The sequence below is a fragment of the Brevundimonas sp. Root608 genome (assembly GCF_001427825.1).
Lineage (GTDB): Bacteria > Pseudomonadota > Alphaproteobacteria > Caulobacterales > Caulobacteraceae > Brevundimonas.
Genome location: NZ_LMGT01000004.1, coordinates 29535 through 53797, shown reverse-complemented (window position 1 = coordinate 53797; position 24263 = coordinate 29535). Strand labels below are relative to the sequence as shown.

The 24263-nt window shown below is 69.5% G+C and carries 27 protein-coding genes; 18 read left to right on the top strand and 9 right to left on the bottom strand.

Going from position 1 to position 24263, the window contains the following annotated elements:
• Window positions 1-49: 49 nt before the first annotated feature.
• Entirely contained in the window at window positions 50-460 is a 411-nt protein-coding gene (locus tag ASD59_RS06530) for a DUF1761 domain-containing protein (protein ID WP_055830070.1), read from the top strand.
• Here ASD59_RS06530 and ASD59_RS06525 read toward each other — a convergent pair.
• Entirely contained in the window at window positions 457-2304 is a 1848-nt protein-coding gene (locus ASD59_RS06525; protein WP_055830068.1) for an ABC transporter transmembrane domain-containing protein, read from the bottom strand. The genes ASD59_RS06530 and ASD59_RS06525 overlap by 4 nt on opposite strands.
• A 133-nt stretch (window positions 2305-2437) precedes the next feature.
• On the opposite strand from ASD59_RS06525, the gene rpmE reads away from it, so the two are divergent.
• Both rpmE and ASD59_RS06515 read left to right on the top strand, forming a co-directional pair.
• Window positions 2438-2662 (top strand): 50S ribosomal protein L31, encoded by a 225-nt coding sequence (rpmE, locus tag ASD59_RS06520; RefSeq protein ID WP_055830066.1) that lies wholly within the window; start codon window positions 2438-2440, stop codon window positions 2660-2662.
• Window positions 2663-2837: 175 nt separating this feature from the next.
• Window positions 2838-4394, top strand: a complete 1557-nt coding sequence (locus ASD59_RS06515; RefSeq protein ID WP_055830065.1) for a L,D-transpeptidase family protein — start codon at window positions 2838-2840, stop codon at window positions 4392-4394.
• A gap of 6 nt (window positions 4395-4400) precedes the next feature.
• Here ASD59_RS06515 and rcdA read toward each other — a convergent pair whose 3' ends face one another.
• Together rcdA and ASD59_RS06505 are read right to left on the bottom strand one after the other, a co-directional pair.
• Window positions 4401-4916 carry a protease adaptor protein RcdA gene (gene rcdA, locus ASD59_RS06510; protein WP_055830659.1) on the bottom strand — a complete coding sequence of 172 codons (516 nt, stop codon included), beginning with the start codon at window positions 4914-4916 and terminating at the stop codon, window positions 4401-4403.
• Between the two features lie 101 nt (window positions 4917-5017).
• Window positions 5018-5221 (bottom strand): DUF1192 domain-containing protein, encoded by a 204-nt coding sequence (locus ASD59_RS06505; protein WP_055830063.1) that lies wholly within the window; start codon window positions 5219-5221, stop codon window positions 5018-5020.
• A gap of 84 nt (window positions 5222-5305) precedes the next feature.
• Between ASD59_RS06505 and ASD59_RS06500 the strand changes: the two genes are divergently transcribed.
• Window positions 5306-6277 (top strand): NAD(P)H-quinone oxidoreductase, encoded by a 972-nt coding sequence (locus ASD59_RS06500; RefSeq protein WP_055830060.1) that lies wholly within the window; start codon window positions 5306-5308, stop codon window positions 6275-6277.
• Window positions 6278-6279: 2 nt separating this feature from the next.
• Here ASD59_RS06500 and ASD59_RS06495 read toward each other — a convergent pair whose 3' ends face one another.
• The gene (locus tag ASD59_RS06495; RefSeq protein ID WP_055830058.1) at window positions 6280-6885 is read right to left on the bottom strand and encodes a beta/gamma crystallin-related protein; all 606 of its coding nucleotides are present in this window, start codon (window positions 6883-6885) and stop codon (window positions 6280-6282) included.
• A 215-nt stretch (window positions 6886-7100) separates the two neighbouring features.
• On the opposite strand from ASD59_RS06495, the gene ASD59_RS06490 reads away from it, so the two are divergent.
• Window positions 7101-7772 carry a DUF1013 domain-containing protein gene (locus ASD59_RS06490; RefSeq protein WP_055830056.1) on the top strand — a complete coding sequence of 224 codons (672 nt, stop codon included), beginning with the start codon at window positions 7101-7103 and terminating at the stop codon, window positions 7770-7772.
• A 60-nt stretch (window positions 7773-7832) separates the two neighbouring features.
• Here the strand turns inward: ASD59_RS06490 and ASD59_RS06485 are convergent, their stop codons facing one another.
• A complete protein-coding gene (locus tag ASD59_RS06485; protein ID WP_055830657.1) occupies window positions 7833-8006 on the bottom strand; it encodes a YdcH family protein in 174 nt (57 codons plus the stop codon).
• Window positions 8007-8134: 128 nt separating this feature from the next.
• Between ASD59_RS06485 and ASD59_RS06480 the strand changes: the two genes are divergently transcribed.
• The 3 genes from ASD59_RS06480 to ASD59_RS06470 are packed head-to-tail and all read left to right on the top strand — an operon-like array spanning window position 8135 to window position 9472.
• Window positions 8135-8749, top strand: a complete 615-nt coding sequence (locus tag ASD59_RS06480) for a UbiX family flavin prenyltransferase (protein WP_200943718.1) — start codon at window positions 8135-8137, stop codon at window positions 8747-8749.
• A complete protein-coding gene (locus tag ASD59_RS06475) occupies window positions 8746-9210 on the top strand; it encodes a TIGR02444 family protein (RefSeq protein WP_055830052.1) in 465 nt (154 codons plus the stop codon). Before ASD59_RS06480 ends, ASD59_RS06475 begins: the two co-directional genes overlap by 4 nt.
• 37 nt (window positions 9211-9247) lie before the next feature.
• Entirely contained in the window at window positions 9248-9472 is a 225-nt protein-coding gene (locus ASD59_RS06470; RefSeq protein ID WP_055830050.1) for a YdcH family protein, read from the top strand.
• Between the two features lie 6 nt (window positions 9473-9478).
• Here the strand turns inward: ASD59_RS06470 and ASD59_RS06465 are convergent, their stop codons facing one another.
• Entirely contained in the window at window positions 9479-10042 is a 564-nt protein-coding gene (locus ASD59_RS06465) for a GGDEF domain-containing protein (protein ID WP_055830048.1), read from the bottom strand.
• 124 nt (window positions 10043-10166) lie between these two features.
• Here ASD59_RS06465 and purE point away from each other — a divergent pair, with 124 nt between their 5' ends.
• Window positions 10167-10655, top strand: a complete 489-nt coding sequence (purE, locus tag ASD59_RS06460) for a 5-(carboxyamino)imidazole ribonucleotide mutase (RefSeq protein ID WP_055830047.1) — start codon at window positions 10167-10169, stop codon at window positions 10653-10655.
• Complete coding sequence (locus ASD59_RS06455; RefSeq protein ID WP_055830045.1) at window positions 10656-11729, top strand: 5-(carboxyamino)imidazole ribonucleotide synthase; 1074 nt, start codon at window positions 10656-10658, stop codon at window positions 11727-11729.
• A gap of 171 nt (window positions 11730-11900) precedes the next feature.
• Here ASD59_RS06455 and ASD59_RS06450 read toward each other — a convergent pair whose 3' ends face one another.
• Entirely contained in the window at window positions 11901-12581 is a 681-nt protein-coding gene (locus ASD59_RS06450) for a COQ9 family protein (protein WP_055830039.1), read from the bottom strand.
• Between the two features lie 190 nt (window positions 12582-12771).
• Between ASD59_RS06450 and rpsU the strand changes: the two genes are divergently transcribed.
• Window positions 12772-13029 (top strand): 30S ribosomal protein S21, encoded by a 258-nt coding sequence (gene rpsU, locus ASD59_RS06445; protein WP_056621430.1) that lies wholly within the window; start codon window positions 12772-12774, stop codon window positions 13027-13029.
• A 104-nt stretch (window positions 13030-13133) separates the two neighbouring features.
• Here the strand turns inward: rpsU and ASD59_RS06440 are convergent, their stop codons facing one another.
• On the bottom strand, window positions 13134-14522 hold the full coding sequence (locus ASD59_RS06440) for an ABC transporter permease (protein WP_055830037.1): 1389 nt from the start codon (window positions 14520-14522) through the stop codon (window positions 13134-13136).
• The gene (locus ASD59_RS06435; RefSeq protein WP_055830035.1) at window positions 14519-15475 is read right to left on the bottom strand and encodes an ABC transporter ATP-binding protein; all 957 of its coding nucleotides are present in this window, start codon (window positions 15473-15475) and stop codon (window positions 14519-14521) included. Before ASD59_RS06435 ends, ASD59_RS06440 begins: the two co-directional genes overlap by 4 nt.
• 149 nt (window positions 15476-15624) lie before the next feature.
• Here ASD59_RS06435 and ASD59_RS06430 point away from each other — a divergent pair, with 149 nt between their 5' ends.
• The 7 genes from ASD59_RS06430 to ASD59_RS06400 all read left to right on the top strand — a co-directional run bounded on the left by ASD59_RS06430 (window position 15625) and on the right by ASD59_RS06400 (window position 24221).
• Window positions 15625-17025: a sensor histidine kinase gene (locus ASD59_RS06430; protein ID WP_055830032.1), complete on the top strand. Its 1401-nt coding sequence runs from the start codon at window positions 15625-15627 to the stop codon at window positions 17023-17025.
• A gap of 139 nt (window positions 17026-17164) precedes the next feature.
• Complete coding sequence (gene pstC, locus ASD59_RS06425; RefSeq protein WP_055830030.1) at window positions 17165-18595, top strand: phosphate ABC transporter permease subunit PstC; 1431 nt, start codon at window positions 17165-17167, stop codon at window positions 18593-18595.
• Window positions 18588-19874: a phosphate ABC transporter permease PstA gene (pstA, locus tag ASD59_RS06420; protein WP_055830028.1), complete on the top strand. Its 1287-nt coding sequence runs from the start codon at window positions 18588-18590 to the stop codon at window positions 19872-19874. The genes pstC and pstA overlap by 8 nt, the downstream gene beginning before the upstream one ends.
• A gap of 70 nt (window positions 19875-19944) precedes the next feature.
• Window positions 19945-20742, top strand: coding sequence for a phosphate ABC transporter ATP-binding protein PstB (pstB, locus tag ASD59_RS06415; RefSeq protein ID WP_082572622.1), 798 nt, complete (start codon window positions 19945-19947; stop codon window positions 20740-20742).
• A complete protein-coding gene (gene phoU / locus ASD59_RS06410; RefSeq protein WP_055830024.1) occupies window positions 20742-21461 on the top strand; it encodes a phosphate signaling complex protein PhoU in 720 nt (239 codons plus the stop codon). Before pstB ends, phoU begins: the two co-directional genes overlap by 1 nt.
• A 14-nt stretch (window positions 21462-21475) precedes the next feature.
• Entirely contained in the window at window positions 21476-22165 is a 690-nt protein-coding gene (gene phoB / locus ASD59_RS06405; protein WP_055830022.1) for a phosphate regulon transcriptional regulator PhoB, read from the top strand.
• Between the two features lie 226 nt (window positions 22166-22391).
• The gene (locus ASD59_RS06400) at window positions 22392-24221 is read left to right on the top strand and encodes a gamma-glutamyltransferase family protein (protein ID WP_055830020.1); all 1830 of its coding nucleotides are present in this window, start codon (window positions 22392-22394) and stop codon (window positions 24219-24221) included.
• Window positions 24222-24263: the final 42 nt, after the last annotated feature.

Below are 24263 nucleotides of genomic sequence, written 5' to 3'. Positions count from 1 at the left end.
GCGTAGCCTCGTCCGGAAGCGGATGATCCGCAGCCTTGGAGGGGCTGACATGGCGGCGAAACTGAACTGGCTGGGCATCATCGTGGCGACCGTGGTCGCCTTTTTCACCGGTTTCCTCTGGTACGGCCTGATCTTCGCCGAGAAATGGATGGCCCTCACCGGCGTCACCGACGAAGGCAGCGGCGATTCGATGTGGATGATGCTGGGCCTGGTCCAGACCTTCGTCACCATGGTCGGTCTGGGCTGGTTCATCGCCCGCGACGGCGCGCCGGGCTGGATGAACGGCCTGAAGATCGGCCTCATCGCCGGCGTCTGCTTCGCCCTGATGACCTCGGCCTACGGCTTCATCTACCAGACATCGCCGATGGGCCTGCTGCCCATCGACTGGAGCCACCTGCTGGTCGTCTACGCCCTCGGCGGGGCCATCATCGGCGGCCTTAGGCTCAAGCCGAAAACCTAGTCGGCCCGGAACTGCAGCTCGGCCAGCCGGGCGTAGAGCCCGCCCTGCGCCATCAGCGCCTGGTGCGTGCCCTCCTGCACCACCTTGCCGTCCTCCATCACCACGATGCGGTCGGCGCGCAGGACCGTGGCCAGGCGGTGGGCGATGACGATGGTCGTGCGGTCCTGCATCGCCTGATCCAGCGCGGCCTGCACCAGCCGCTCGTTCTCGGCGTCCAGCGCCGAGGTGGCCTCGTCCAGCAGCAGGATCGGCGCGTCCCGCACCAGCGCCCGCGCGATGGCCATCCGCTGCCGCTGCCCGCCCGACAGGCTCTTGCCGCGCTCGCCCAGCGGCGTGTCGAACCCCTCCGGCAGGGCTTCCACGAACGTCAGCGCCTGCGCCTCCTCGGCCGCGGCGCGGATCGCGGCGTCATCGGCGTCCTCCCGCCCGAAGCGGATATTCTCGTTGGCCGAACCCGAGAACAGCGGCGCCTCCTGCGACACCCAGGCGAAGCGGCCGCGCACCGCCACCGGATCGGCCTCGCGCACGTCGATCCCGTCCACCGACACCACGCCCGACTGCGGATCGTAGAAGCGCAGCAAGAGCCGGAACACCGTGCTCTTGCCGGCCCCCGAGGGCCCCACCAGCGCCACCGTCTCGCCCGGCCTGACCGTCAGCGAAAAGCCCTTCAACGCCGGCAGATCGGGCCGGCCCGGATAGGCGAACTGCACCGCCGACATCGACACCTCGCCCGTCGCCGGGTCCGGCAGCGCCCGCGGCGTCTCCGGCGCCCGGATGGCCGCCTCGGCGCGCATCAGCTCGTCGATCCGCTCCATGGCCCCCGCCGCCTTCTGTACGTCGCCCCAGCTCTCGCCCAGCGCCCCCACCGCCCCGGCGGCGAACACCGACAGCAGCACGAACTGCAGCAGCGCGCCCGGGGTCATCCGTCCGGCGATCACGTCCTGCGCCCCCAGCCACAGCACCAGGGTGACGCCGCCGAACATCACCCCGATGATCATGGCCGTCATCAGGGCCCGCGCCTTCATCCGCACCAGGGACACGCCGAAGGCGTCCTCGACGGCCTTGCCGAAGCGGTCGATGGCGCTGGCCTCGCGGCCAAACGCCTGCACCGTCTCGATCGCGTCCACGCTCTCGCCGGCGAAACCGACGGCGTTCGCGAACCGGTCCTGAGACGCCACCGTCAGCTTCCGCACCCGCCGCCCGAACAGGAAGATGGGGCCCAACAACAGCGGCACGACCAGCAGCACCATCCCGGTCAGCTTGGGACTGACCACGAACAGCAGCACGGTTCCGCCGATCAGGGTAAGGAAGTTTCGCAGCGCGAACGATACCGAGGTGGTCAGCAGGGTCTCGACCAGGGCGATGTCCGTCGTCAGGCGCGACAGCACCTCCCCCGTCCGCATGGCGGCGTAGAAGGCCGGGTCCAGCGTCAGGATTCGCCCGAACAGCCCCTTGCGCAGATCGGCGATGACCCGCTCGCCGGTCTTGGTCACGAAATAATATCGGACGGCGGTCGCCAGGCCCAGGAACAGGGCGTTGGCGCCCAGCAGCATGAACCACAGGTTCAGCTGCGATCCGCCGTTGTCGAAGCCGTTGTCGATCGCCCCCCGCGCCGACGCCGTCAGGGCCAGGGAGGCGGCGGTGGACAGGATCAGCCAGACGGCGGCCATCGTCAGATGACCCTTGTGCCGCATCGCATAGGGCAGCAGCCGGCCCAGCGGGCGGACGTCGCGCCGCTTCTCGCGCCGCTGCCCCGCCTCGCCCAGCTGTTCCATGAGAACGGCCCCCGCGCCGGGGCGTCCCCGGATGTCAGCAGCGTCGGCGGTGGCGGTTGCATCTGTCATGGCGCGCGCCTCTTGCCCCGGAACGGCCCCCGGTGTAAACGCCGCCGCTCATTCCCGCCCTTCGCTGGCGGGTTTTCTCATTTTCGCGCTCCGACGGTCGGCATCGTCATCGCGCAGAGACCGGACCAGGACCATGAAGGCGGATACGCACCCCGACTACCACTTCATCACCGTGACGATGACCGATGGTACGACCTATCAGACGCGCTCGACCTACCAGAAGGAAGGCGCCGTCCTGAACCTGGACATCGATCCGCTGACCCACCCGGCCTGGACCGGCGGCAACCAGCACATGCTGGACCGCGGCGGCCGCGTTTCGCGCTTCAACAACAAGTTCGCCGGCTTCATCAAGAAGTAGGCCGCTGCGGGTGCGGGCTTTCAGGCCACACCCTGAGGCAAGACGACAACAAAGGCGTCGGTCTCCGGACCGGCGCCTTTCTGTTTGACCGGAACGCCGATAACATCCCGGCGTTGGCTTTTTCGGGGGCGTGGACACGGTGTCCCGCATCGAATCCTGCGTAGAGACCTTGGCGATGAATCGACGGCAACTCGGACTGGGCGCGGCCGTGACGGCGTTTGCGTCCGCCATGGGTCAGGCGGCCTCGGCCCAGACCCGCGATCCCGCCGCCGTCGCCTTCTATGACCGGTTCAACGATCAGCTGGCCCGTCTGCCCGCCGGAATCCAGCCGGACGTTCGCGCCTTCTACGAGCTGAACGGCTGGCGGCCCGTCTGGAACCCGGAACGGCTGCGCGCCCTGCAGGCCGCCGCCGGCCGGGCCGAGCGTCATGGCCTGTCGCAGGCCGACTATTTCAACTTCGAGACTCTCGCCGCCGACCGCGACGCCGCCGAAATGCGCACCACCGCGGCCGCCATGGGCTACGCCCGCGTCCTCGCCGAGGGCCGCGTCCGGCCCGAGACGGTCGAAGACCTGTGGGAGATGCAGAAGAACCGCGTCGACCTGCCCGTAGGCCTCAACGACGCCCTGGCCCAGAGCCGTCTGGTCGACTGGTTCGAGGCGCTCGCCCCCACGGACATCGGCTATTCCAACCTTTCCGCCGGCTATGTTCGCTACCGCCGTCTGATCCGCGAGGGCGGCTGGCCGGCCTTCCGCCAGGGACCGACGATCGAGCCGGGCGCGAGCGACGCCCGCATTCCCGCGCTTATCCAGCGCCTCGTCGCCGAGGGCGACCTTCCCGCGGCGGACGGCGCGCGCCTGACGCAGGAGGGCATCGTCTACGGCCCTGAACTCCAGGCCGCCGTGCGCGGATTCCAGGTCCGGCACGGTCTCGTCGCCGACGGCCGCATCGGCACGGGCAGCCAGCGCTCCCTGTCCGCCTCGGCCGAGGACCGCGCCCGCCAGATCGCCCTGAACCTGGAACGCCGTCGCTGGCTGAAGCGCGAGGTCTCGCCCGAACGGATCGAGGTCAACACCGCCGCCGCCATCATGGTCTACTGGAAGGACGGCCGGCCGGTCCACTCCAACCGGGTCGTCGTCGGCTCGCCGACCAACCAGACGCCCAGCCTCGAGAAACCGTTCGCCTCGGTGGTCGCCAATCCGCCCTGGTACGTGCCCGCCTCGATCGCCCGAAACGAAATCCTGCCTCGCGGTCCGGGCTATTTGGCCAGCCAGAACATGTACGTTTCGAACGGCACGGTCATCCAGCGCGCCGGGCCGAACGCCGCACTCGGCTATGTGAAGTTCGAACTGCGCGACAGCTACGCCATCTTCCTGCACGACACCCCGGCCAAGAGCGTCTTCAACCTGGCCATGCGGCAGCGCTCGCATGGCTGTGTCCGCGTCCAGGGCGCGGTCGATTTCGCCCGCCTGCTGCTCTCGCCCGACCCGGCCCTGCTGGAACAGTTCGACACCGCCCAGGACACCCGCGAAACCAAGCGCATCGCCACGGGCCGCGAGATCAGCGTGCGCCTGCTGTACTGGACCGCCTTCGTCGACGGTCAGGGCCGGGTGGCCTTCCGCGAGGATGTCTACGAGCGGGACGCCAAGCTGGCCGAAGCCCTCGGTATCGCCATCAGCCTGCCCAAGGCGGTCGATGACGGCGCCGGCGTCGCCAACGACGTCGGGCCATAGACGCGGCTAGCTTCGGAAAGCGGCCGTCAGTCGATCGAGCTGGCTCTGCACCGGATTGACCGCATCCTCCTCCGACGCGTCCTGATACATGCGACGGTCCAGGTGCAGGACGCGGTCGTACAGCTTCTCCGCCCGGACCAGATATTCGACCAGGGCGATCGGCAGTTCGCTGTCGGTGGGATCGGTCTCGGCGGTGCGGTCCGCCAGCCGGTAGCGCGGCTCGCAGGCCGCCAGCGCCGTCATGTCGCCCTCGCGCACGGCCCGTTGCACCAGCAGCCAGGACGCGATCTGCATCAGCCGCGTGGTCAGCTTCATGCTTTCACCGGCATAGGCCAGCGCCGTCGCCCGCGACAGCAGTTTGGATTCGCGGCGGCCGTCGCCGTCCAGATAGGCGGCGGTATCCTCGACCAGTTCCATGCCTTCGCGGAAGGTCCGGTCGAACAGTTCCGAGCGCGCGAAGTCGTCCACGACGGCGGCGCGGCTGCGGCCGGCGGGCGAAGGTATGGAGGCGTCGGTGGGCATGAAGTCGGTCAAACTCATAGGGGTACGCGCATCCGTATCACGACCGGCACGGTTTCGCGCGGCGCTTCAACGGACTGCAACGGTTGTGCCAACAGCCTGATTCAGGGGCGGAAGTTGAACATGGCGTCGGCGGCGTTGCGTTGCGACGACTTGCCCTCGATGGCCGCGCGCGAACGGGCGATCTCGGCCTCCAGTCCCTCGATCCTTTGCTTGAGGTCCTCGACCGAATAGCCGTCCAGGTCCTCGCGCGTCAGGGCGATGAGCGGCGCGCCGCGCGCCGGACGGGGCTCCAGATCCTCGAACATCGCCGCCTCCTCCGTGGCCAAGGGTTATGCAACCCCCTATCTGAACGCCCGGACACGGACGATTGCAAGAATTGGATGGAGCGAATGCGGGTCATCGAGATCGCCGGCGGAGCGGGCCCGGCGGAGGCTCTCATCCTCGCGGAACGGCCCGATCCCGTCGCGGGAACCGGTCAGATCCGGATCCGGGTCCGGGCCGCCGGCGTCAACCGGCCCGATCTCCTTCAGCGGCTGGGCCGCTATCCCGCCCCGCCCGGCGCGCCCGACATCCTCGGCCTCGAGGTCGCGGGCGAGGTTGACCAGATCGGCGAAGGGGTGACCCGCTGGGCCCTCGGCGACGAGGTCTGCGCCCTGCTGGGCGGGGGCGGCTATGCGGAACGCGCCGTGGTCGACGCGCGTCACGCCCTGCCCGTGCCGGCCGGCGTCGGCCTCGTCCAGGCGGCCGCCCTGCCCGAGACGGTCTGCACCGTTTTCGCCAATGTCTTCGAGGCCGGCGGCCTGAAGCCCGGCGAAACCCTGCTGATACACGGAGCCACCAGCGGCATCGGAGTCACCGGTATACAGATGGCCAGGGCCGCGGGGGCACGGGTCATCGCCACCTCGCGCGGACCGGACAAGACCGCCGCCGCCCTGCGACTGGGCGCGGACCTCAGCCTGGACGCCCTCGCTGACGACATGGACACGGCCATCGCCGCCTTCGGCGGCGCCGACGTCGTGCTGGACATGGTCGGCGCCGACTACGCCGCGCTCAACCAGGCGGCCCTGAAGCCGTCCGGCCGCTGGGTCGTGATCGCGACCCAGTCCGGCGCGATGGCGCAGATCGACCTCGCGCGGTTGATGATGAAGCGGATCGTCCTGACCGGCTCGACTCTGCGGGCGCGTCCCGCGGACGAAAAGGCCCGGCTGATCGCCGCCGTGGAAGCCGCGGTCTGGCCCTGGGTCGCGTCCGGCGCGGTCCGGCCGCCGGTCGAGGCGACCTTCCCGCTGGAACAGGCGTCGGCCGCCCACCTCGCGCTGGAGGCGGGCGGCCATGTCGGCAAGATCGTCCTGACGACCTGACGTTACCAGCGGCCGCCGCGGCCCACCGGACGCAGCGAGGAGATGCGGTCGTTCATGCCCCAGCGCTGCAGGTTCCGGATGTCATCGGTGAACGTCTGGCACTGGCCGCGATAGTAGGCGTCCGTGCAGGCCTCCCACGTACCCCGGAACTGCATCGACGAGATCGCGTCGTTGAACCCGGTGTTGGCCAGGTTCGGGACCTCGCCGTCGAACCGGAACGAGGCTCCGCGGAAATCGGCGTCGCGATAGATGGTGATCGAGCCGCGTCCGCCGCCGCCGCCGCCGCCCGGCCAGCCCGGACCGTCGTTGCCGCCGCCGCCGCCCGGCCGGTCTTCATACTGGCCGCGATACGGACCGCAGACCAGCAAGCCGTTGTCGTTGCGAATCTCATAGTCGGAGCAGCGGTTCAGCTCGATCGACGTGCCGCGGATTCGTCCCCGGTCGGTGCGGCAGTCGGCGTAAAGCCGCCCCCGGTTCACATATTCGCCGCTGCAGCTGTCGCGATAGTCGCCGCGCGGCGCGACGCGGGCGCCGACCTGCGGGTCCTGCTGCGCCGGAGCGGCTCCGCCCGAAACGACCGCCATGGCGGCCAGCATCTCGATAAACATCGTCGTCCCTCCTGGAGGTTTCCCGACGCACAACGCGTCTGTGCGGCCCACTGTTCAGCTTGTCGATGAACCGTGGCTGTACGGCCTTGTCGGCGTCCGTTTTCTTTTCGCGCGAATAGGCCTATATCGCGATCATCAACGCCCGGTCGAAAGGCCGGGCGCCGTCGTATCCAGAGCCCGGGTTCCGGGCTCGAGCCACAACCGGAATTGCGTTCATGACCGACATCCTCATGCCCAAGGCCACCGCGGTCTGGCTGGTCGACAACACCTCCCTGACGTTCGAGCAGATCGCCGACTTCTGCGGCCTGCATCCGCTGGAAGTGCGCGGCATCGCCGACGGCGACGTGGCCCGGGACATCCGCGGCGCGGACCCGCTGGTCAACGGCCAGCTGACCCGCGAGGAGCTGGACAAGGCCCAGAACGATGAAAACTACCGCATGCAGGCCGTGGTCAGCCGCCACGCCGAATTGATGAAGGGCGGCAAGCCGGCGCCGAAATACACGCCCGTCTCGCGCCGTCAGGACCGTCCCGACGCCATCGCCTGGTTCGTGCGCAACCACCCCGAGGTGACCGACGCCCAGATCGCCAAGATGCTCGGCACGACCAAGTCGACCATCGAAAGCGTGCGCAACCGCACCCACTGGAACAGCCCCAACATCAAGCCGGTCGACCCCGTGACCCTCGGCCTGGTCGGTCAACTGGCCCTGGACGAACTGGTCCGCAAGGCCGCCGACAAGAAGGCGAAGGACGATGCGAAGAAGGGCGGCGCCACCCTGCAGCCCGTCGACGCGCCCGCCGAACCGGCCGAGGAGGAGTTCGTCCCCGAGGCCCGCGAACGCCGCGGGGCCGAGCCCACCGCGGCTTCGGTGTTCGGAAACAAGGACTGATCGAAAAACGGCCCCGGAGATCGCTCTCCGGGGCCGGTGTCTTTTCGGGAAGCCGCCTCGCTATCCTGCGCGGGCCTCCAGGCTGGTGATCTCTTCCTTGAGTCGAAGCTTCTGCTGCTTGAGCTCCCTGACGTGAAGCGAGTCCGTGGCCGGGTGGATCATCTCCCGCCGGATGATCTCATCCAGGCTGCGGTGACGGTTTCCCAGTTCGCGGATACGAGCTTCGATGGTCATGGCTTGCGCCTCCATGTCTAAGGGACCAGTACAGTCAGCGCCGGGTCTGACCGGCTGTAGAATCACATTCCAGTGAATTGCCGACCGTCCGGACACGGACCACCCTGGAGCCCGAATTGGCCGAAGATGTGAACGGAGCCGTACGGAACCTTTCCGGCTCGACGCCCTCCCGATTGATCGTGGGAATTTCCGGAGCCTCCGGCGTGACTTACGGCGTTCGGGTGCTGGACGCCCTGCGCGAACTGGGGGTCGAAAGCCACCTGGTCGTGACCCGCGCCGCCCTGCTGACCCTGTCGCAGGAGACCGACCTCAGCGCCGACGACCTGATGGGCCGCGCCGACGTGACGCACCGCCTCAACGACGTCGGCGCCGCGATCGCCTCGGGCTCGTTCCGGACCATGGGCATGATCGTCGCCCCGTGCTCGGTCCGCACGATGAGCGAGATCGCCACCGGCGTGACCTCGACCCTGCTGACCCGCGCCGCCGACGTGGTGCTGAAGGAGCGCCGGCCGCTGGTGCTGATGGTGCGCGAGACGCCGCTGCACCTCGGCCATCTCCGCACCATGACCGCCCTCTCCGAGATGGGCGCGATCATCGCGCCGCCTCTGCCGGCCTTCTATGCGAAACCCGCCAGCATCGGCGAAATGGTCGACCAGTCGGTCGGCCGCGCGCTGGATCTGTTCGGCCTCGACTGGTCCGCCGTCCGCCGCTGGGACGGGCTGAAGACCGCGGCCGCCGAATGAGCCTCTGGCGCTGGGCGGTGGCGGTCTACGCCGTCGATGGCGTCGCCGACGCCTGCCTTGAGCTGCAGGACTCCGCCGGCCAGAACATTCCCCTGCTGCTCTGGGCCGCCTGGTGCGCCGCCGAGGGGCGCACGCCGGACGAGGACGCCCTGGAAGCCGCCGGCGACACCGCCCGCGCCTGGCAGGAAACCGCCATCGCCCCCCTGCGCGCCGTGCGCCGGGCGTTGAAGCCCCGCGCCCCCGACCTGGACGACGCGGATCGCGAAGCCGTCCGGAGCCAGGTCAAGGCGGTGGAGCTGGAGGCGGAACGCCGCCTGCTGACCGCGCTGGAAGGCCTCGCCCCCGCCCCCGGCGGCCCTGTCCAGCCCCCGCTCCCCGCCATGGTGGCGGCGGCCCGGGTCTGGTCTCCGATCACCCCGCGCGCGGGGCTGGTCCGCCTCGCCGAGCGCCTTCCGGCCTGATGCGACGCACGATATAGATGACGTCCGGGATCCTGGCATGAACGACGACGAACCCTTTCTGACCGAGGAAGAGCAGGCGCTCCACGCCCGGCTGAAGCTGCTTCAGCTCGAACACGCCGACCTCGACGCCTCGATCGAGGCGCTGGGGCGCATGCCCGTGCCCGATCAGCTGATGATCGCGCGGCTGAAGCGGAAGAAGCTGGTTCTGCGCGACGAGATCACCCGGATCGAGGACCGGATTCTGCCCGACATCATCGCCTGACGGGCGTCACCGCCCCTTCTTGCGAACCCACATGGCGGCGTCGGCCTCGGCCAGCCAGACCTCCGGGTCGGTGTGACCGTTGAACGCCCGCACACCGAACGATCCGCCGAGGCGCGCGGACTGTCCGTTCCAGGTGAATTCCTCGGCCGCCAGGGCGTCGGCCAGCCGCTGCGCCTTCTCGCGGCCGCCGTTCAGGCCGGCGTTCAGCAACAGCAGGCCGAACTCGTCGCCGCCCAGACGGCCCACGGCGTCCGATTCGCGCAGATTGTCCGCCAGCAGGTTGGCGATATGCACCAGGGCGGCGTCCCCCGCGGCGTGGCCGAGGCTGTCGTTGACGCCCTTGAAACCGTCCAGATCGAGATACAGCAGCACCGCGGGCGTGCCGTGGCGCTGGCAGAAGGCCATGGCGCTCTTCATCGCGGCGATGAAGCCGCGCCGGTTGAGGACCGGCGTCAGCACGTCGTGATCGGCCGCCGCCTCGGCCGCTTCGGCGCGACGGCGCAGGGCCTCGATCTCCGCGCGCAGGCGCTCGATCTCGTCGTAAGGGTCGATGACGGCCGCGTTGGTCACGAGCGAAGAGGGCTCCCCGGCCGGCGACTCACCACGCCGGGCCAAGGCTCAGCCTAACGCGGTCGGTTGCGGGCGCAACGCGAGTCCTGTATCGCGCCGCTTTCCCGCGAAAGGCTGCGCACCCATGGCGACCCAGACTCCCGTGGCGATCATCATGGGCAGCCGCTCGGACTGGCCGACGATGAAACACGCCGCCGACGCGCTGGACCGGCTCGGCGTGGCCTGGGAGGCCAAGGTCGTCAGCGCCCACCGCACCCCGCAACGCCTGTTCGACTTCGCCACGGGCGCCAAGGCCGCGGGCTTCAAGGTCATCATCGCCGGGGCGGGGGGCGCGGCCCACCTGCCGGGCATGGCCGCCTCGATGACCGAACTGCCGGTTCTCGGCGTGCCCGTGGAGTCCAAGGCGCTGAAGGGGCTGGATAGCCTGCTGTCCATCGTCCAGATGCCCGGCGGCGTCCCGGTCGCCACCCTCGCGGTCGGCGAGCCCGGAGCCAAGAACGCCGGCATCCTCGCGGCCCAGATCCTGGCCTTGGCCGATCCGGTGCTGGCCGGGCGGCTGACGGCCTTCCGTGAAGCCCAGACCGAGGCGGTCCACGAGACGGTCGAGGACTGAGTGGCTCCTCTGGCTCCCGGCTCGACCCTCGGCATTCTCGGCGGCGGCCAGCTGGGCCGCATGCTCAGCCAGGCGGCGTCCCGCCTCGGCTTCAACGTCGCCATCCTCGACCCCGAGGAGAACAGCCCCGCCGGGCGGGTGTCCCAGGGCCAGATCGTCGCCGCCTATGACGATCCCACGGCCCTGATGGTGCTGGGCCAGACCTGTCAGGCGGTCACCTTCGAGTTCGAGAACGTCCCCGCGACCTCGGTCGAACGGCTGGTCGAGGGCGGCGCTGTCGTCGCCCCCGGCCCCAGGGCCCTGGCCGTGGCGCAGGACCGGGTCGAGGAGAAGACCTTCCTGAACGGCGTCGGAGCCACCACCGTCGACTTCGCCGCCGTCGACAGCCTCGACGACCTGCTGACCGGACTGGAGCGGCTCGGTACGCCGGCGGTGCTCAAGACCCGGCGCGAGGGCTATGACGGCAAGGGCCAGATCTGGGTGCGGTCGGCGGCCATGGCGGCTGACGCCTGGAGCGCCGTCGGCCAGCGGCCTTCGGTGCTGGAAGCGAAAGCCCCGTTCGTGCGCGAGCTGTCGATCATCGCCGCGCGCGGCCGCGACGGCGCGATCGCCGTCTATCCGCTGGGCGAGAACATCCACAAGGGCGGGGTGCTGAAGACCACCCTCGCCCCCGCCGCCGTCGATGTGAGGACGGAGAAGCGGGCGAAAGCCATAGCCAAGGCCGTGCTTGAGGGCCTCGACTATGTCGGCGTCCTCGGCGTCGAGCTGTTCGATCTCGGAGACGGCCGCCTGCTGGTCAACGAGATCGCGCCACGCGTCCACAACACCGGCCACTGGACCCAGGACGGCTGCGTCTGCGACCAGTTCGAACAGCACATTCGCGCCATCGCCGGCTGGCCGCTGGGCCCGACCACGGCCCACGCCCGCGTCGAGATGACCAATCTGCTGGGCGATGAGATCGAACAATGGACCAGGCTGTCCGGCAAGGCCGACGCCCGCCTGCACCTCTACGGCAAGGCCGAGGCCCGTCCCGGCCGCAAGATGGGCCATGTGAACCGGGTCAAGCCGCTCTGATCTTCGTCATCCTCCGGCGAGCGCAGCGAGACCGGGGGACCCAGCGGCGCGCGTGAGCGCGAACCTGTCAGGAGCGCTGTCGCTGGAGACAGCGGTATTTCGCCGCCGTCGCGGCGCCGCTGGGTCCCCCGGTCTGCGCCGCTGCGCGGCTTGCCGGAGGATGACGAAAGGTCAGGTGTCGGTCTTCGCCCCGTACCGCATCCGGCTCAGAGCCTCGCTGACCTTGCGCAGCGGCGCGTCGAAATCCTTGCCGGCCTTCCACTTCTCGAAGGCCATGACGTTCTCGATCCGGGCGGCGACGAAGGTCTCGGCGGCGTCCCTGCCGTCAAACCAGCGCATGGTCAGCGCCGGAATGAGGATTCCCGACAGGATCGCCCGCTTGGAATAGTGGTTCCAGTCCGTCGCGGTATCCCCGGCCCAATGCCAGAGGTGGTCGGCGCTCTCCCACGCCAGCTTCAGCCCCAGATCAGCATTGGTCGGCAGGGCCAGGAAGGCGGCGCAGCGGCGCGTCGCCTCCAGATCGGCCGCCCCCGCCTCCATCCGGGCCGAAACGGCGCGGGCGATTCTCTCGCGCATCTTCAGCGACTTCGCATCGACCTGGGCCAGAACCGCCAGGGTCCGGTCGTCGTGGCGGCGCGACAGCAGGGCCGCCAGATCCCTCGCCCCATTGGGAAACAGCAGTTCCTCGTCGCCCAACGACAGGCCGTTGTCGGCGCAGGCCGTCCTCAGCATCCGGCTGTTCCAGCCCAGGGCGGGCGACAGGCGGACCGCGGCGTCCAGCACCGACTGCTCCATCCGGTCGCCCCAGTCTCCCCCGGGCGTCTCGTTCGACAGGTGTGGCGCATCGGTCATGGCGGCAGCATATCCCCGTCAGCCGGGGGTTTCGACCCTTCAGATTGAAGCGCGACGATCTGGACACGAGGGGGCCGAACGTGTATCAGCCCGCCTTCATCCGCGGACCCCTGTCCGTCGGACCGAGATTTTATTTGTCTGCCCGTCTCCCTTTCGAGGTGCGCGGCGGGCGGCCAAAGGAGAGTTCAACCTGGTACAGATTTTCGTTCGCGATAATAACGTCGATCAAGCGCTCAAGGCCCTCAAGAAGAAAATGCAGCGCGAAGGCAGCTTCCGCGAGATGAAGCGCCACGTGCACTACGAGAAGCCCTCGGAGAAGCGCGCCCGCCAGAAGGCCGAGGCCGTGCGCCGCGCCCGCAAGCTGGCCCGCAAGCGCATGCAGCGCGAAGGCCTGCTGCCGCCGCCGAAGCCCCGCGTGCCGGGCGTGGGTGGTCCGAGCCGCGGCTAAACCCCGCTCGACAGCCGAACGAACAGATCAAGGGCCGCCCCGGGAAACCGGAGCGGCCCTTTTCTATTCTGCCCTTCTTCCCTTTCGGGAGAAGGTATTGAGTCCTACCGCCCGCCCCTGACCGCGCCCGCGAAGCTCTTCCAGCTCAGCTTGACGTCCGACAGCGCCCCCGCCCGGAACGCGCGGCCGGCGATCCACACCATCAGCAGGGCGAAGGCGAACATGCCGCCCATGGCCCCGATCACCTCGATCAGCGGCGGGTCGGAGGGCATGCGGGCGATCATCAGGAAGGGGGTGAAGAACGGGATCCACGACATGATCCGCACCATCGGCGCGTCCGGCGTCTGCAGCGCCATCTGCATGGTGATCATCGGAATGACGAGGATCATCATGATCGGCCCCATCAGGGTCTGGGCGTCGCGCGGCGTCTCGCAGAAGGCGCCGATGGCCGCGAACAGGACCGCATACATCAGATAACCGCCCAGCATGAAGGCGCCGAACCAGGCCAGCATGCCGCCGTTCAGCAGGATGTCCCCGACCATGCCGCCCTGCTCCGGTGCGAACCAGAACAGCCCGGCCGCGCCGATCCCGCCCCAGGCCGCCAGCACCGTCAGCGTCAGCAGCGCCACGCCCAGCACCTTGCCGGTCAGGATTTCGGTCGCCGAGGCCGAGGACAGCAGCACCTCGAGAATCTTGTTCGACTTCTCCTCCATCACACTGTTCAGCAGGATCGAGGCCCCGGTGATGATCAGCGACCACAACAGGAAGCCGGCCCCGAGGCCGATGATGGCCGGCAGCTTGTCGCGGAACGACACCTCTCCGCCGCTGGCCGATTTGGGCGAGAAGACGCTGACGTCGGCGCGGAAGGCCTCGGTCTGGTCGACCACGCCCGGGTCGATGCCGGCGGCCTCGAACACCGTCTTGCGATTGGCCGAGTTCAGGGCGTCGCGGATGAAGTCCTCGACCGTGTCGTCGGTGGCCCGCGCGGTCCAGACCCGCGCCGTCGGCTTGCCGTCCGTCCGGTTGAGGAAGACCACCGCGTCCAGCCGCTGATCCTTGGGCGTGTCGTCGGTCATGTGGCGGCGCACGGCCGCGTCCTGCCCGGGCCCGGCCGGCAGGGAGGAAATGTCGGTCGGCGTCGCGACCAGCCGCATCTTCGGCCGCGACAGGTTGGCCATCGCCCCCTGCGCCATGCCCGGATCGGCCGAGGCGCCGGTCGAGGCGGCGGCCTTCCCGGCCGCTTCCCGGGCGCGCGCGTTTCGCCGCTCGGCGTCGTTGCGCAGGGAGTCGCGCACCGCCGCCGCAAGGCCGGCGGCCTGCGGTCCTTCCTCGACCACGGCCACGACCCGGACCGGCTCGGACGACCGGATCATCAGCGGCACCGCCCCGCCCAGAACCGCGAACATCGGGAAGGCCAGCAGCGACAGCCAGAAGCCGACGGTGCGGGCATAGGCGCCGTATTCGCGGCGCGCGATCAGCAGGGTGCGGTTCATCGGACGGCCTCCGCGGCTTTCGTGGATTGGTCGACGTCGGGATTGTCGCCGGTCAGGCCGATGAAGGCGTCATGCAGGCTGGGCTCGCGCAACTCGAACCGCCGCACGTCCAGCCCGCCGAGGAAGGCCGCCTTCAGCGCCTCCTGCCCCTTGCCGCCGCGACCGAGCGCGGCCTTCAGCACACGCACGCCGTCGATGTCGGACACCACCTCGACGTCGGTGACGCCGGGCAGGGTCGCCGCCTGGGCCGCATCGATGGCCCCTTCCAGCTCCAGGAACCGCTTCGAGGTCGCGCGCGCCTCGCTCACCGTGCCCTCGAACGCCTTCCGGCCGCGGGCCAGCAGCACGACCTTGTCGCACAGCCGCTCGGCGTGCTGCATCACGTGGGTCGAGAACAGCACCGTCGCGCCGTCGGCCGCCAGGCCGCGGATGACCGCTTCCAGACCCTGCTGGTTGACGGGGTCCAGGCCCGAGAACGGCTCGTCGAGAATGACGAACTCGGGGCGATGCACCACCGAGGCGATCAGCTGGACCTTCTGCGCCATCCCCTTGGACAGCTCCTTCATCTTCTTGCGCTTTGCGCCGCCCAGGCCCTGGGCGTCCAGCATCTCCTTCGCGCGCCGGCGGCCCTCGCCGATCGGCAGGCCCTTCAGCGAACCGAAGAAGGCGATGGCGTCGACGGGGGTCATCTTCTTGTAGAGGCCGCGCTCCTCCGGCAGGAAGCCGATGCGGTCCCGCACCTTGCGCCCGTCGTCGGCGCCGAGGATCTCGATCCGGCCGGCGCTGACGCCCTGCAACCCCAGAATCATCCGGATGGTCGAGGTCTTGCCGGCCCCGTTCGGGCCCAGGAAGCCGCAGATCGTGCCCTTCTCGACCTCGAAGCTCAGGTCTTTGACGGCCTGGAAATCCCCGTACCGTTTGCTTACGCCTTCCAGCGTCAACGCCGCCGCCATGATCCCCTCCGGCCTTATCCAGTCTGTCGCCCTCAGGGATAGGAGTGTAAAGGATGTTTGACAACCCGTCGCGGGGGCCATCGGCGCCCCGCTGTCATGAATTCCGTGTCATGTTCGCGGGGTACAAGTCCCCGCCGGCGAAAGCGTGAATGCCCTACGAAGTCTCATCCTCTCCCGTCGCCCCCCGGTCCGGATCCCGGCTGTGGACGGTCGGCGCCAGCGCCGGCATCGCCATCATCGCCCTGCTGGGCGCAGCGGTTCTTCAGCCGGCGGCGGCGGCCTGGCTGTTCGGGGCCGCGGCCCTGGTCGGTCTGACGACGTGGATGATCCACCGTCGGACCCCGGTCGAAGCCGGACCCGTGGACCAGGCCGAGGCCCAGGAGCCGCGCCCGGACCGGCTTCTGCTGGACAGCGTCTTCGAGGCCCTGGCCGACCCGGTCCTGGTGGTGTCGGGCGGCGAGGCGGACGACATCGCGGGCCGCCGCATCGTGCTGGCCAACACCGCCGCCCGCGACCTGCTGCGCATCCAGACCGAGGGCGCCCTGCTGGTGCCCGTGCTGCGCGATCCCGCGGTGCTGGAGGCGGTGGACGAGGCCCTGTTCGGCGGCCTGACCCGCACCACCGACTACGCCGGTGTCGGAGCCCAGACGCGGCACTGGCGCGCCCTGACCCGCCCCCTGCCCTCGTCCGACGACCGCAGCCTGGCGCTGCTGGTGCTGCGCGACGAGACCGATGTGCGGCGCATGGAGCTGATGCGGGTCGACTTCCTCGCCAACGCCAGCCACGAGCTGAAGACGCCGCTGGCCTCGCTGTCCGGCTTCATCGAGACGCTGAAGGGCCACGCCCGGGACGATCCCAAGGCGCGCGACAAATTCCTCGACATCATGGCCACCCAGGCCGACCGCATGAGCCGGCTGGTCGCCGACCTTCTGTCGCTGAGCCGCATCGAGCTGAACGAGCACATTCCGCCCGGGGGCCGGGTCGACCTGGCCCGCGCCGCCGCCGACGTCGTCGATGCGGTCAGCGTGCTGTCGGCCGACCGCGCCGTGACCGTGAACCTGCAGGACCGGGAGATGAGCGCGCCGGTGCATGGAGATCGCGACGAGATTCTTCAGGTCGTCCAGAACCTGGTCGACAACGCCGTCAAATATTCGCCCTCGGGCGGGACGGTCGAGATCGTCATCCGGCCCGACATCACCCTGGACGAGGCGTCGGCGCCCTGGTCCGGGGGCAATCGCGGCGAGGGGGCGACCCGGTTGCCGCTGGTCACGCCCGATCGGGAAACCGGCCAGCGCTACACCGCCGTCACCGTGCGCGACCATGGCCCCGGCCTGGCGCGGGAACACCTGCCCCGGCTGACCGAGCGCTTCTACCGCGTCGAGGGCCAGAAGAGCGGCGAACGCCAGGGCACGGGTCTGGGCCTGGCGATCGTCAAACACATCGTCAATCGCCATCGCGGCGGCCTGACGGTCGAGAGCGCCCCGGGCCAGGGCGCTGTCTTCACGGCCTATTTCCCTCTCGCCGCGCCCCGCGGAGCGACGATCGTATGACAGAACCGCCCCGAAGACCTCTGCAGCGTAACAGAACTGTCATTCACCCGTCGTAATCCGCTGACCATTCGGGGGCAGTTATCGCGGCGGGGCGAACCGGGGGACCGGGCCGTTCTGATTCCCGCTGTCACGGACGTCCATGACCTGGCTTTTCCTGCCGATCCTGATCGCCGCAGCCGTCGCCGCCTATGTCGGCGGCCGGGCGATGGCGCGTCGTCGTGGCGAGGGTCAGCGGCCGCATTCCCGTCCCGGCCAGCACGGCGCCTACGCCCTGATCTGGACGGTGGTCCCGGCCCTGGCGATCCTGCTGGCCGCCTCCGTCTTCTCCGGCCCGGTCGAGCAGTCGCTGACCGCTTCCGGCGCGCCCGAGGCGGTCCAGCAGCTTGAGCCGTTCCGGCGCGAGGCCTTCTTCGCCGACGCCCGTTCCGTCGGCGCCGGCCGTCCGGCAGTGCAGATCTGGCCGGCGCCCTATGCCGAGCTCCTGCCCGCCGAGGGCCGGCGCGCCGCCCGCATCGCCCTGATGCTGGATATCGGCGCCGGAGCCGCCGCCGTCCTGGCCGGGCTGCTCGGCGCCCTGTTCGTCTTCAGCCAGATCCGGCCCGGCATGCGCGCCCGCAACCGGGTCGAGGGCTGGATTGTCGGCCTGCTGTTCGTCTGCTCGGTCGTGGCCATCCTGACCACCGTCGGCATCATCGCCTCGCTGGTCTACGACTCGATACGGTTCTTCGCCTCGGTGCCGATCGCCGAATTCCTGTTCGGGACCCAGTGGAGCCCGCAGACCGCCATCCGCGCCGACCAGGTGGGATCGACCGGCGCCTTCGGGGCGCTGCCGCTGTTCGCGGGCACCTTCCTGATCATGCTCATCGCCATGGCCGTGGCTGCCCCGGTGGGCCTGTTCTCGGCCATCTACCTGTCGGAGTACGCCGGGCCGACGTTCCGCGCCGTGGTCAAGCCGGTGCTGGAAATCCTCGCCGGCGTGCCGACCGTGGTCTACGGCTTCTTCGCCGCCCTGACCGTGGGCCCGGCGTTCCGGGTCTTCTTCAACGAGATCGGCGCCATGCTGGCCGGCGGTCCGCTGGACGGGCTCGGCCAGTATCTGATGCTGGTGCAGAACCAGATGGCCCTGGTCGCCGGCATGGTCATGGGCATCATGCTGATCCCCTTCGTCAGCTCCCTGTCGGACGACATCATCAACGCCGTGCCCCAGTCGCTGCGCGACGGGTCCTACGCCATGGGCGCGACGAAGTCCGAGACGGTAAAGCGCGTGCTTCTGCCGGCCGCCCTGCCCGGCGTCGCCGGCGCCATGCTGCTGGCCATGTCGCGGGCCATCGGCGAGACCATGATCGTGACCATGGCCGCCGGCCTCGCCGCGCGCCTGACCCTGAACCCGCTGGACACCGTCACCACCGTGACCGTCCAGATCGTCACCCTTCTGACCGGCGACCAGGAGTTCAACAGCCCCAAGACCCTGTCCGCCTTCGGCCTCGGCCTGACCCTGTTCCTGGTGACCCTGGCGCTGAACATCATCGCCCAGCGCATCGTCCAGACCTACCGGCAGCAGTATGACTGACGCGACCGTCACGCCCGCGATCCGCGCCGAACGCCTGCGCGCCGGACTCAAGCGCCGCTACGCCCGCGAGGGCCGGTTCCGGCTGTACGGCCTGCTGGCCATCGGCGTGGCGGTCGGCTTCCTGCTGCTGCTGCTGGGCCGGATCATCGACCAGGGCCACACCGCCTTCTACACCCACACCATCACCGTCCCCGTCTATATGGACCCGGCCCGCGTCGACCGCGGCTATCCGCAGGGGACGAATTTCGAACTGCTGGTCGCCGAACAGCAACTCGCCCGTCTCGGCGTCGCCGACGACGCCCAGGGCTCGAAAGCCGCCGCGATGCGCAGCCTGTTCTCCTCGGAACTGAAGTTCGCCGCCGCCGCCCGCATCCAGGCCAATCCGAACCTGATCGGCCAGACCGTGCCGATCGCCGCGCCCGTGTCCGACGACGCCGACCTGTTCTTCAAGGGCGAGATCTCGCGCGACACGCCCGCCGACCAGCGCCGCCTGACCGATGAACAGATCGGCTGGCTCGACCGGATGAAGGCTTCGGGCGCCGTGGCCGCCCACTTCAACAGCGGCCTGTTCACCAAGGGCGACTCCACCGAGCCGGAACTGGCCGGGGTGCTGGGCGCGGTGGTCGGCTCGGCCCTGATGCTGCTGGTCACCGCCTTCATCGCCATTCCGCTCGGCGTCGGCGCGGCCCTGTATCTGGAAGAATTCGCGCCGCGCGGCCGGATCACCGACCTGATCGAGGTCAATATCAACAACCTCGCCGCCGTGCCGTCGATCATCTACGGCCTGCTGGGCCTGGCCCTGTTCATCAACTGGATGCACCTGCCGCGCGCCAGCCCGCTGGTCGGCGGTCTGGTCCTGGCCCTGATGGCGCTCCCGACCATCATCATCGCCACCCGCTCGTCGCTGAAGGCGGTGCCGCCGTCGATCCGCGAGGCCGCCCTGGCCATGGGCGCGTCGAAGACCCAGACGGTCTTCCATCACACCCTGCCCCTGGCCATGCCGGGCGTGATGACCGGCGCCATCATCTCCATGGCCCATGCGCTCGGCGAAACCGCCCCCCTGCTGCTGATCGGCATGGTCAGCTTCATTCCCGGCATACCGCACAGCGTCGGCGAACCCAGCGGCGCCCTGCCCTCTCTCGTCTACATCTGGGAAAACGCTTCCGAGCGCGCCTTCCATGAGCGCACGGCGGCCGCCATCCTTGTCCTTCTCGCCTTCATGATCGTCATGAACGCCGCCGCCATCTTCCTGCGCCGGCGCTTCGAACGCCGGTGGTAGCCCGATGAAATTCAACCTCTTCCGCGCCCCCGACGGCGCCGAGGGCGGCGCGCCCGCCGAAACGCCGGTCATGGCCGCGCCGCCGGTCATCCACAGCTCGGGCCCCGTCGGCCCGACCAAGATCGCCGCGCGCGACGTCTCGGTCTTCTACAATGGCAAGCAGGCGCTCCATGACGTCTCGCTGGACATCCCTGACAAGACCGTCACCGCCCTGATCGGCCCGTCGGGCTGCGGCAAGTCGACCTTCCTGCGGACCATGAACCGCATGAACGACACCATTCCGGGGGCCAGGGTCACGGGCCGCATCGAGATGGACGGCGAGGACATCAACGCGAAATCGGTCGATCCCGTCCTGCTGCGCGCCCGGGTCGGCATGGTGTTCCAGAAGCCCAATCCCTTCCCCAAGACCATCTACGAGAACGTCGCCTACGGCCCCCGCATCCATGGCCTGGCCGCGTCGAAAGCCGAGCTCGATGTCGTGGTCGAGGCCTCGCTGAAGCGCGCCGGCCTGTGGGAAGAGGTCGCCGACCGCCTGCACTCGCCCGGCACCGGCCTGTCCGGCGGCCAGCAGCAGCGCCTCGTCATCGCCCGCGCCATCGCCGTCGAGCCTGAGGTCATCCTGATGGACGAGCCCTGCTCGGCCCTGGACCCGATCGCCACCGCCAAGATCGAGGAACTGATCGACGAGCTGCGCGAGCGCTACTGCATCGTCATCGTCACCCACTCCATGGCCCAGGCCGCGCGCGTCAGCCAGCGCACCGCCTTCTTCCACATGGGCCGCCTGATCGAGACCGGCGACACCGAGGACATCTTCACCAACCCGCGCGAGCGGCGCACCCTGGACTACATCACCGGAAGGTTCGGCTGATGAACCAGCACACCGTCAAGGCCTATGGCGACGAACTGAACCAGCTGACCGCCGAGGTCGCCCGCATGGGCGGTCTGGCCGAGGCCCAGGTCGCCGACGCCGTCGATTCCGTCGCCCGCCGCGACATCGCCCTGGCCCGCGCCGTGGTCGACCGGGACGCCAGGCTCGACGCCATGCACCGCGACATCGAGCGCAAGGCCATCCGCCTGATCGCCCTGCGCCAGCCGGTGGCCTCGGACCTGCGCCGCACCCTGGCCTCGATGAAGCTGGCGGTGGATCTCGAGCGCACCGGCGACCTCGCCAAGAACATCGCCAAGCGCGGCCTGATCCTGGCCGAGGGCGATCCGATGCCGCCGCTGACCCGGTCGATCGAGCGGATGGGCAAGCTGGTCTCCATGCGCCTGCGCGACGTGCTGGACGCCTACGCCGCCGCCGAGGTCGACCGCGCGGTCGCCGTCTGGAACACCGATGACGAGGTGGACGAGCACTACAACGCCCTGTTCCGCGAACTGCTGACCTACATGATGGGCGATCCGCGCACGATCACGGCGGGCACCCACCTGCTGTTCATGGCCAAGAACCTCGAGCGCATCGGCGATCACGCCACCAACATCGCCGAAACCATCTACTACGAGATCACGGGTCAGGAATTCACCGGCGAACGCCCCCGCTGGAATCCCGACCCCGCTGACGCCACCGACCCGACGACGACCGCCTGACCGGAGAGTTCGACGTGCAGCCTTATGTTCTGGTGATGGAAGACGAGGACGCCCTGGCGACCTTGCTCTCGTACAATCTCGAAAAGGAAGGCTATCGCGTCGTCGTCGCCGCCGACGGCGAGGAGGGCATGCTCCAGATCGACGAACGCCTGCCCGATCTGGTCCTTCTGGACTGGATGCTGCCCAAGCTGTCGGGCATCGAGGTCTGCCGCCGCATCCGGGGCCGCGCCGAGACGCGCAACCTGCCGATCATCATGCTGACCGCGCGCGGCGAGGAAAGCGACCGCATCCGCGGCCTCGACACCGGCGCCGACGACTATCTGACCAAGCCCTTCTCGATGTCGGAGCTGATCGCCCGCATCCGCGCCGTCCTGCGCCGCATCCGGCCCGGTCTGGCCGACGACCGCATCAACCACGGCGACATCGTCATCGACCGCGTCGCCCACCGCGTCCGCCGCGCCGGCAACGAGATCCACCTCGGCCCCACCGAATTCCGCCTGCTGGACCACCTGATGCAGCACCCGGGCCGGGTGTTCAGCCGCGAACAGCTGCTGGACGCCGTCTGGGGCAGTGACGTCTACGTCGAGGCCCGCACGGTCGACGTCCACGTCGGCCGCCTGCGCAAGGCCCTGAACGTCGAGGGCACGGTCAACCCGATCCGCACGGTGCGGTCGGCGGGCTATTCGCTGGATCTGGGCGGGTAACCACTGCTGTCGTCATCCCGGGGGGGGCGCAGCGGACCCTAGGACCCAGCGGCGCGCGAGAGCGCGAACCTGTCACGCCAACCCAGGCTGACTCGTCGCCTCCGCTTCGCTCCGGCGCCGCTGGGTCCCGGCCTTCGCCGGGATGACGACGGCTGAAACGGCAGTTGCACTTCCTTCCGCACCCGAACCCGCTAGGGTCCCCTTCTCAGTTCAGGGAGCCTCGCCCATGCGCCGCCGCACCTTCCTTTCGACCCTCCCCGCAGCCGCTCTCCTCGCCGGAGCAGGTGCAGCGACCGCCGGCGCTCCTGCCGCAACCGCCGCCCCTCCCCGCCAGACCGCGCCTGCCGACCCCTACGCCGGCGTCGGCCCCGGCAACCGCAACAGCGGCGTCCAGTTCGTCGGCCGCTCGACCGTCTGGGGCGCGCACGGCGCCGCCGCCACGGCCCATCCGCGCGCCACCCTGATCGGCATCGACACCCTGAGGCGCGGCGGCTCGGCCATTGACGCGGCCATCGCCATCAACGCCGCCCTCGGCTTCCTGGAGCCCACCGCCAACGGCATCGGCGGCGACGCCTTCTGCATGCTGTGGGACCCGGCGCAGCGGAAGGTCGTCGGCTTCAACGGCTCGGGCAACAGCCCCCGCGGCCTGTCGCTGGAGACGGCGCGGTCGAGGAAGGCCGAGGACGGCTACCTGCCCCCCTACGGCGCGGTCACCGTCAACGTCCCCGGCACGGTCGACGCCTGGTGGAGCGCCCATCAGCGCTACGGCAAGCTGCCGTGGAAGGACGTCCTGCTGCCGGTCGCCGAGCTGTGCGAGGAGGGCGTGCCCATGCCCCAGCTGATCGCCTGGTATCTCGAGCGCAACATGGCCAATTTCGATCGCCGCGCCGCGATCATCGAGGAGAACGACAACCGCAGGAAGGTCTACGCCCGCGACGGCCGCACCCCGGCGGTCGGCGAGGTCTTCGCCAACCCCGACCTGGGCCGCACCTATCGCCTGATCGCCGAGGGCGGCCGCGACGCCTTCTATGAGGGGGCGATCGCCGACCACATCGAACGCTATTTCCGCCGCATCGGCGGCTGGATGACGAAGGCCGATCTGGCCCCGCATCGCACCGAATGGGTCGAGCCGATCCGCACCGACTATCGCGGCGTCGATGTCTATGGCCTCGGCCCCAACACCCAGGGCCTGTCGACCAACCAGATCCTTAACATCTGCGAGAATTTCGACCTCAAGGGCATGGGCTTCCAGTCCGCCGCCTCGATCCACCACCAGGCCGAGGCCAAGCGGCTGGCGTTCGAGGACCGGGCCAAATGGTTCGCCGACGACCGCTTCAGTCGCACCCCGGTCGAATGGCTGAACTCGAAAGCCTACGCGGCCGAACGCGCGCGCCTGATCCGGCCCGACCGGGTCATGGACCGCGCCTTCCCCGGCGACGCCCCGACCCAGGGCGACACCACCTATTTCAGCGTCGCCGACAAGGACGGCATGATGGTTAGCTGGATCCAGTCCAACTATCGCGGCATGGGCTCGGGCCTGGTCCCCGACGGCCCCGACGGTTCGACCCTCGGCTTCATGTTCCAGGACCGCGGCGAGCTGTTCGCCCTGACCGACGGCCACCCCAACGTCTACGCCCCGGGCAAGCGCCCCTTCCACACCATCATCCCCGGCTTCGCCTGCAAGGGCGGCGAGCCGTGGATGGCCTTCGGCGTCATGGGCGGCGGCATGCAGCCGCAAGGGCAGGCCCAGATCATAATCAACATGGTCGACTACGGCCTCGACCCGCAGGAAGCCGGCGACAGCCCGCGCTGGCAGCACGAGGGCTCGTCCGAACCCACCGGCCATCCGTCCGAGGGCGTCGGTGTGCTGCATCTGGAAACCGGCGTCCCGGCGGCTTCGAAGGCGCGGTTGGAGGCCATGGGCTGGGTGTTGGGCGGTCCCAACGGCGGCTTCGGCGGCTACCAGAACGTGGTGCGCCAGACCAACGGACGCGGCCCCTGGACCTACGGCGCGGCGACGGAGATGCGGAAAGACGGCATTGCCTTGGCGTACTGAGGAGGGCCACGCGCCCGCCACAATCGCCCAGCCTTCTGCACA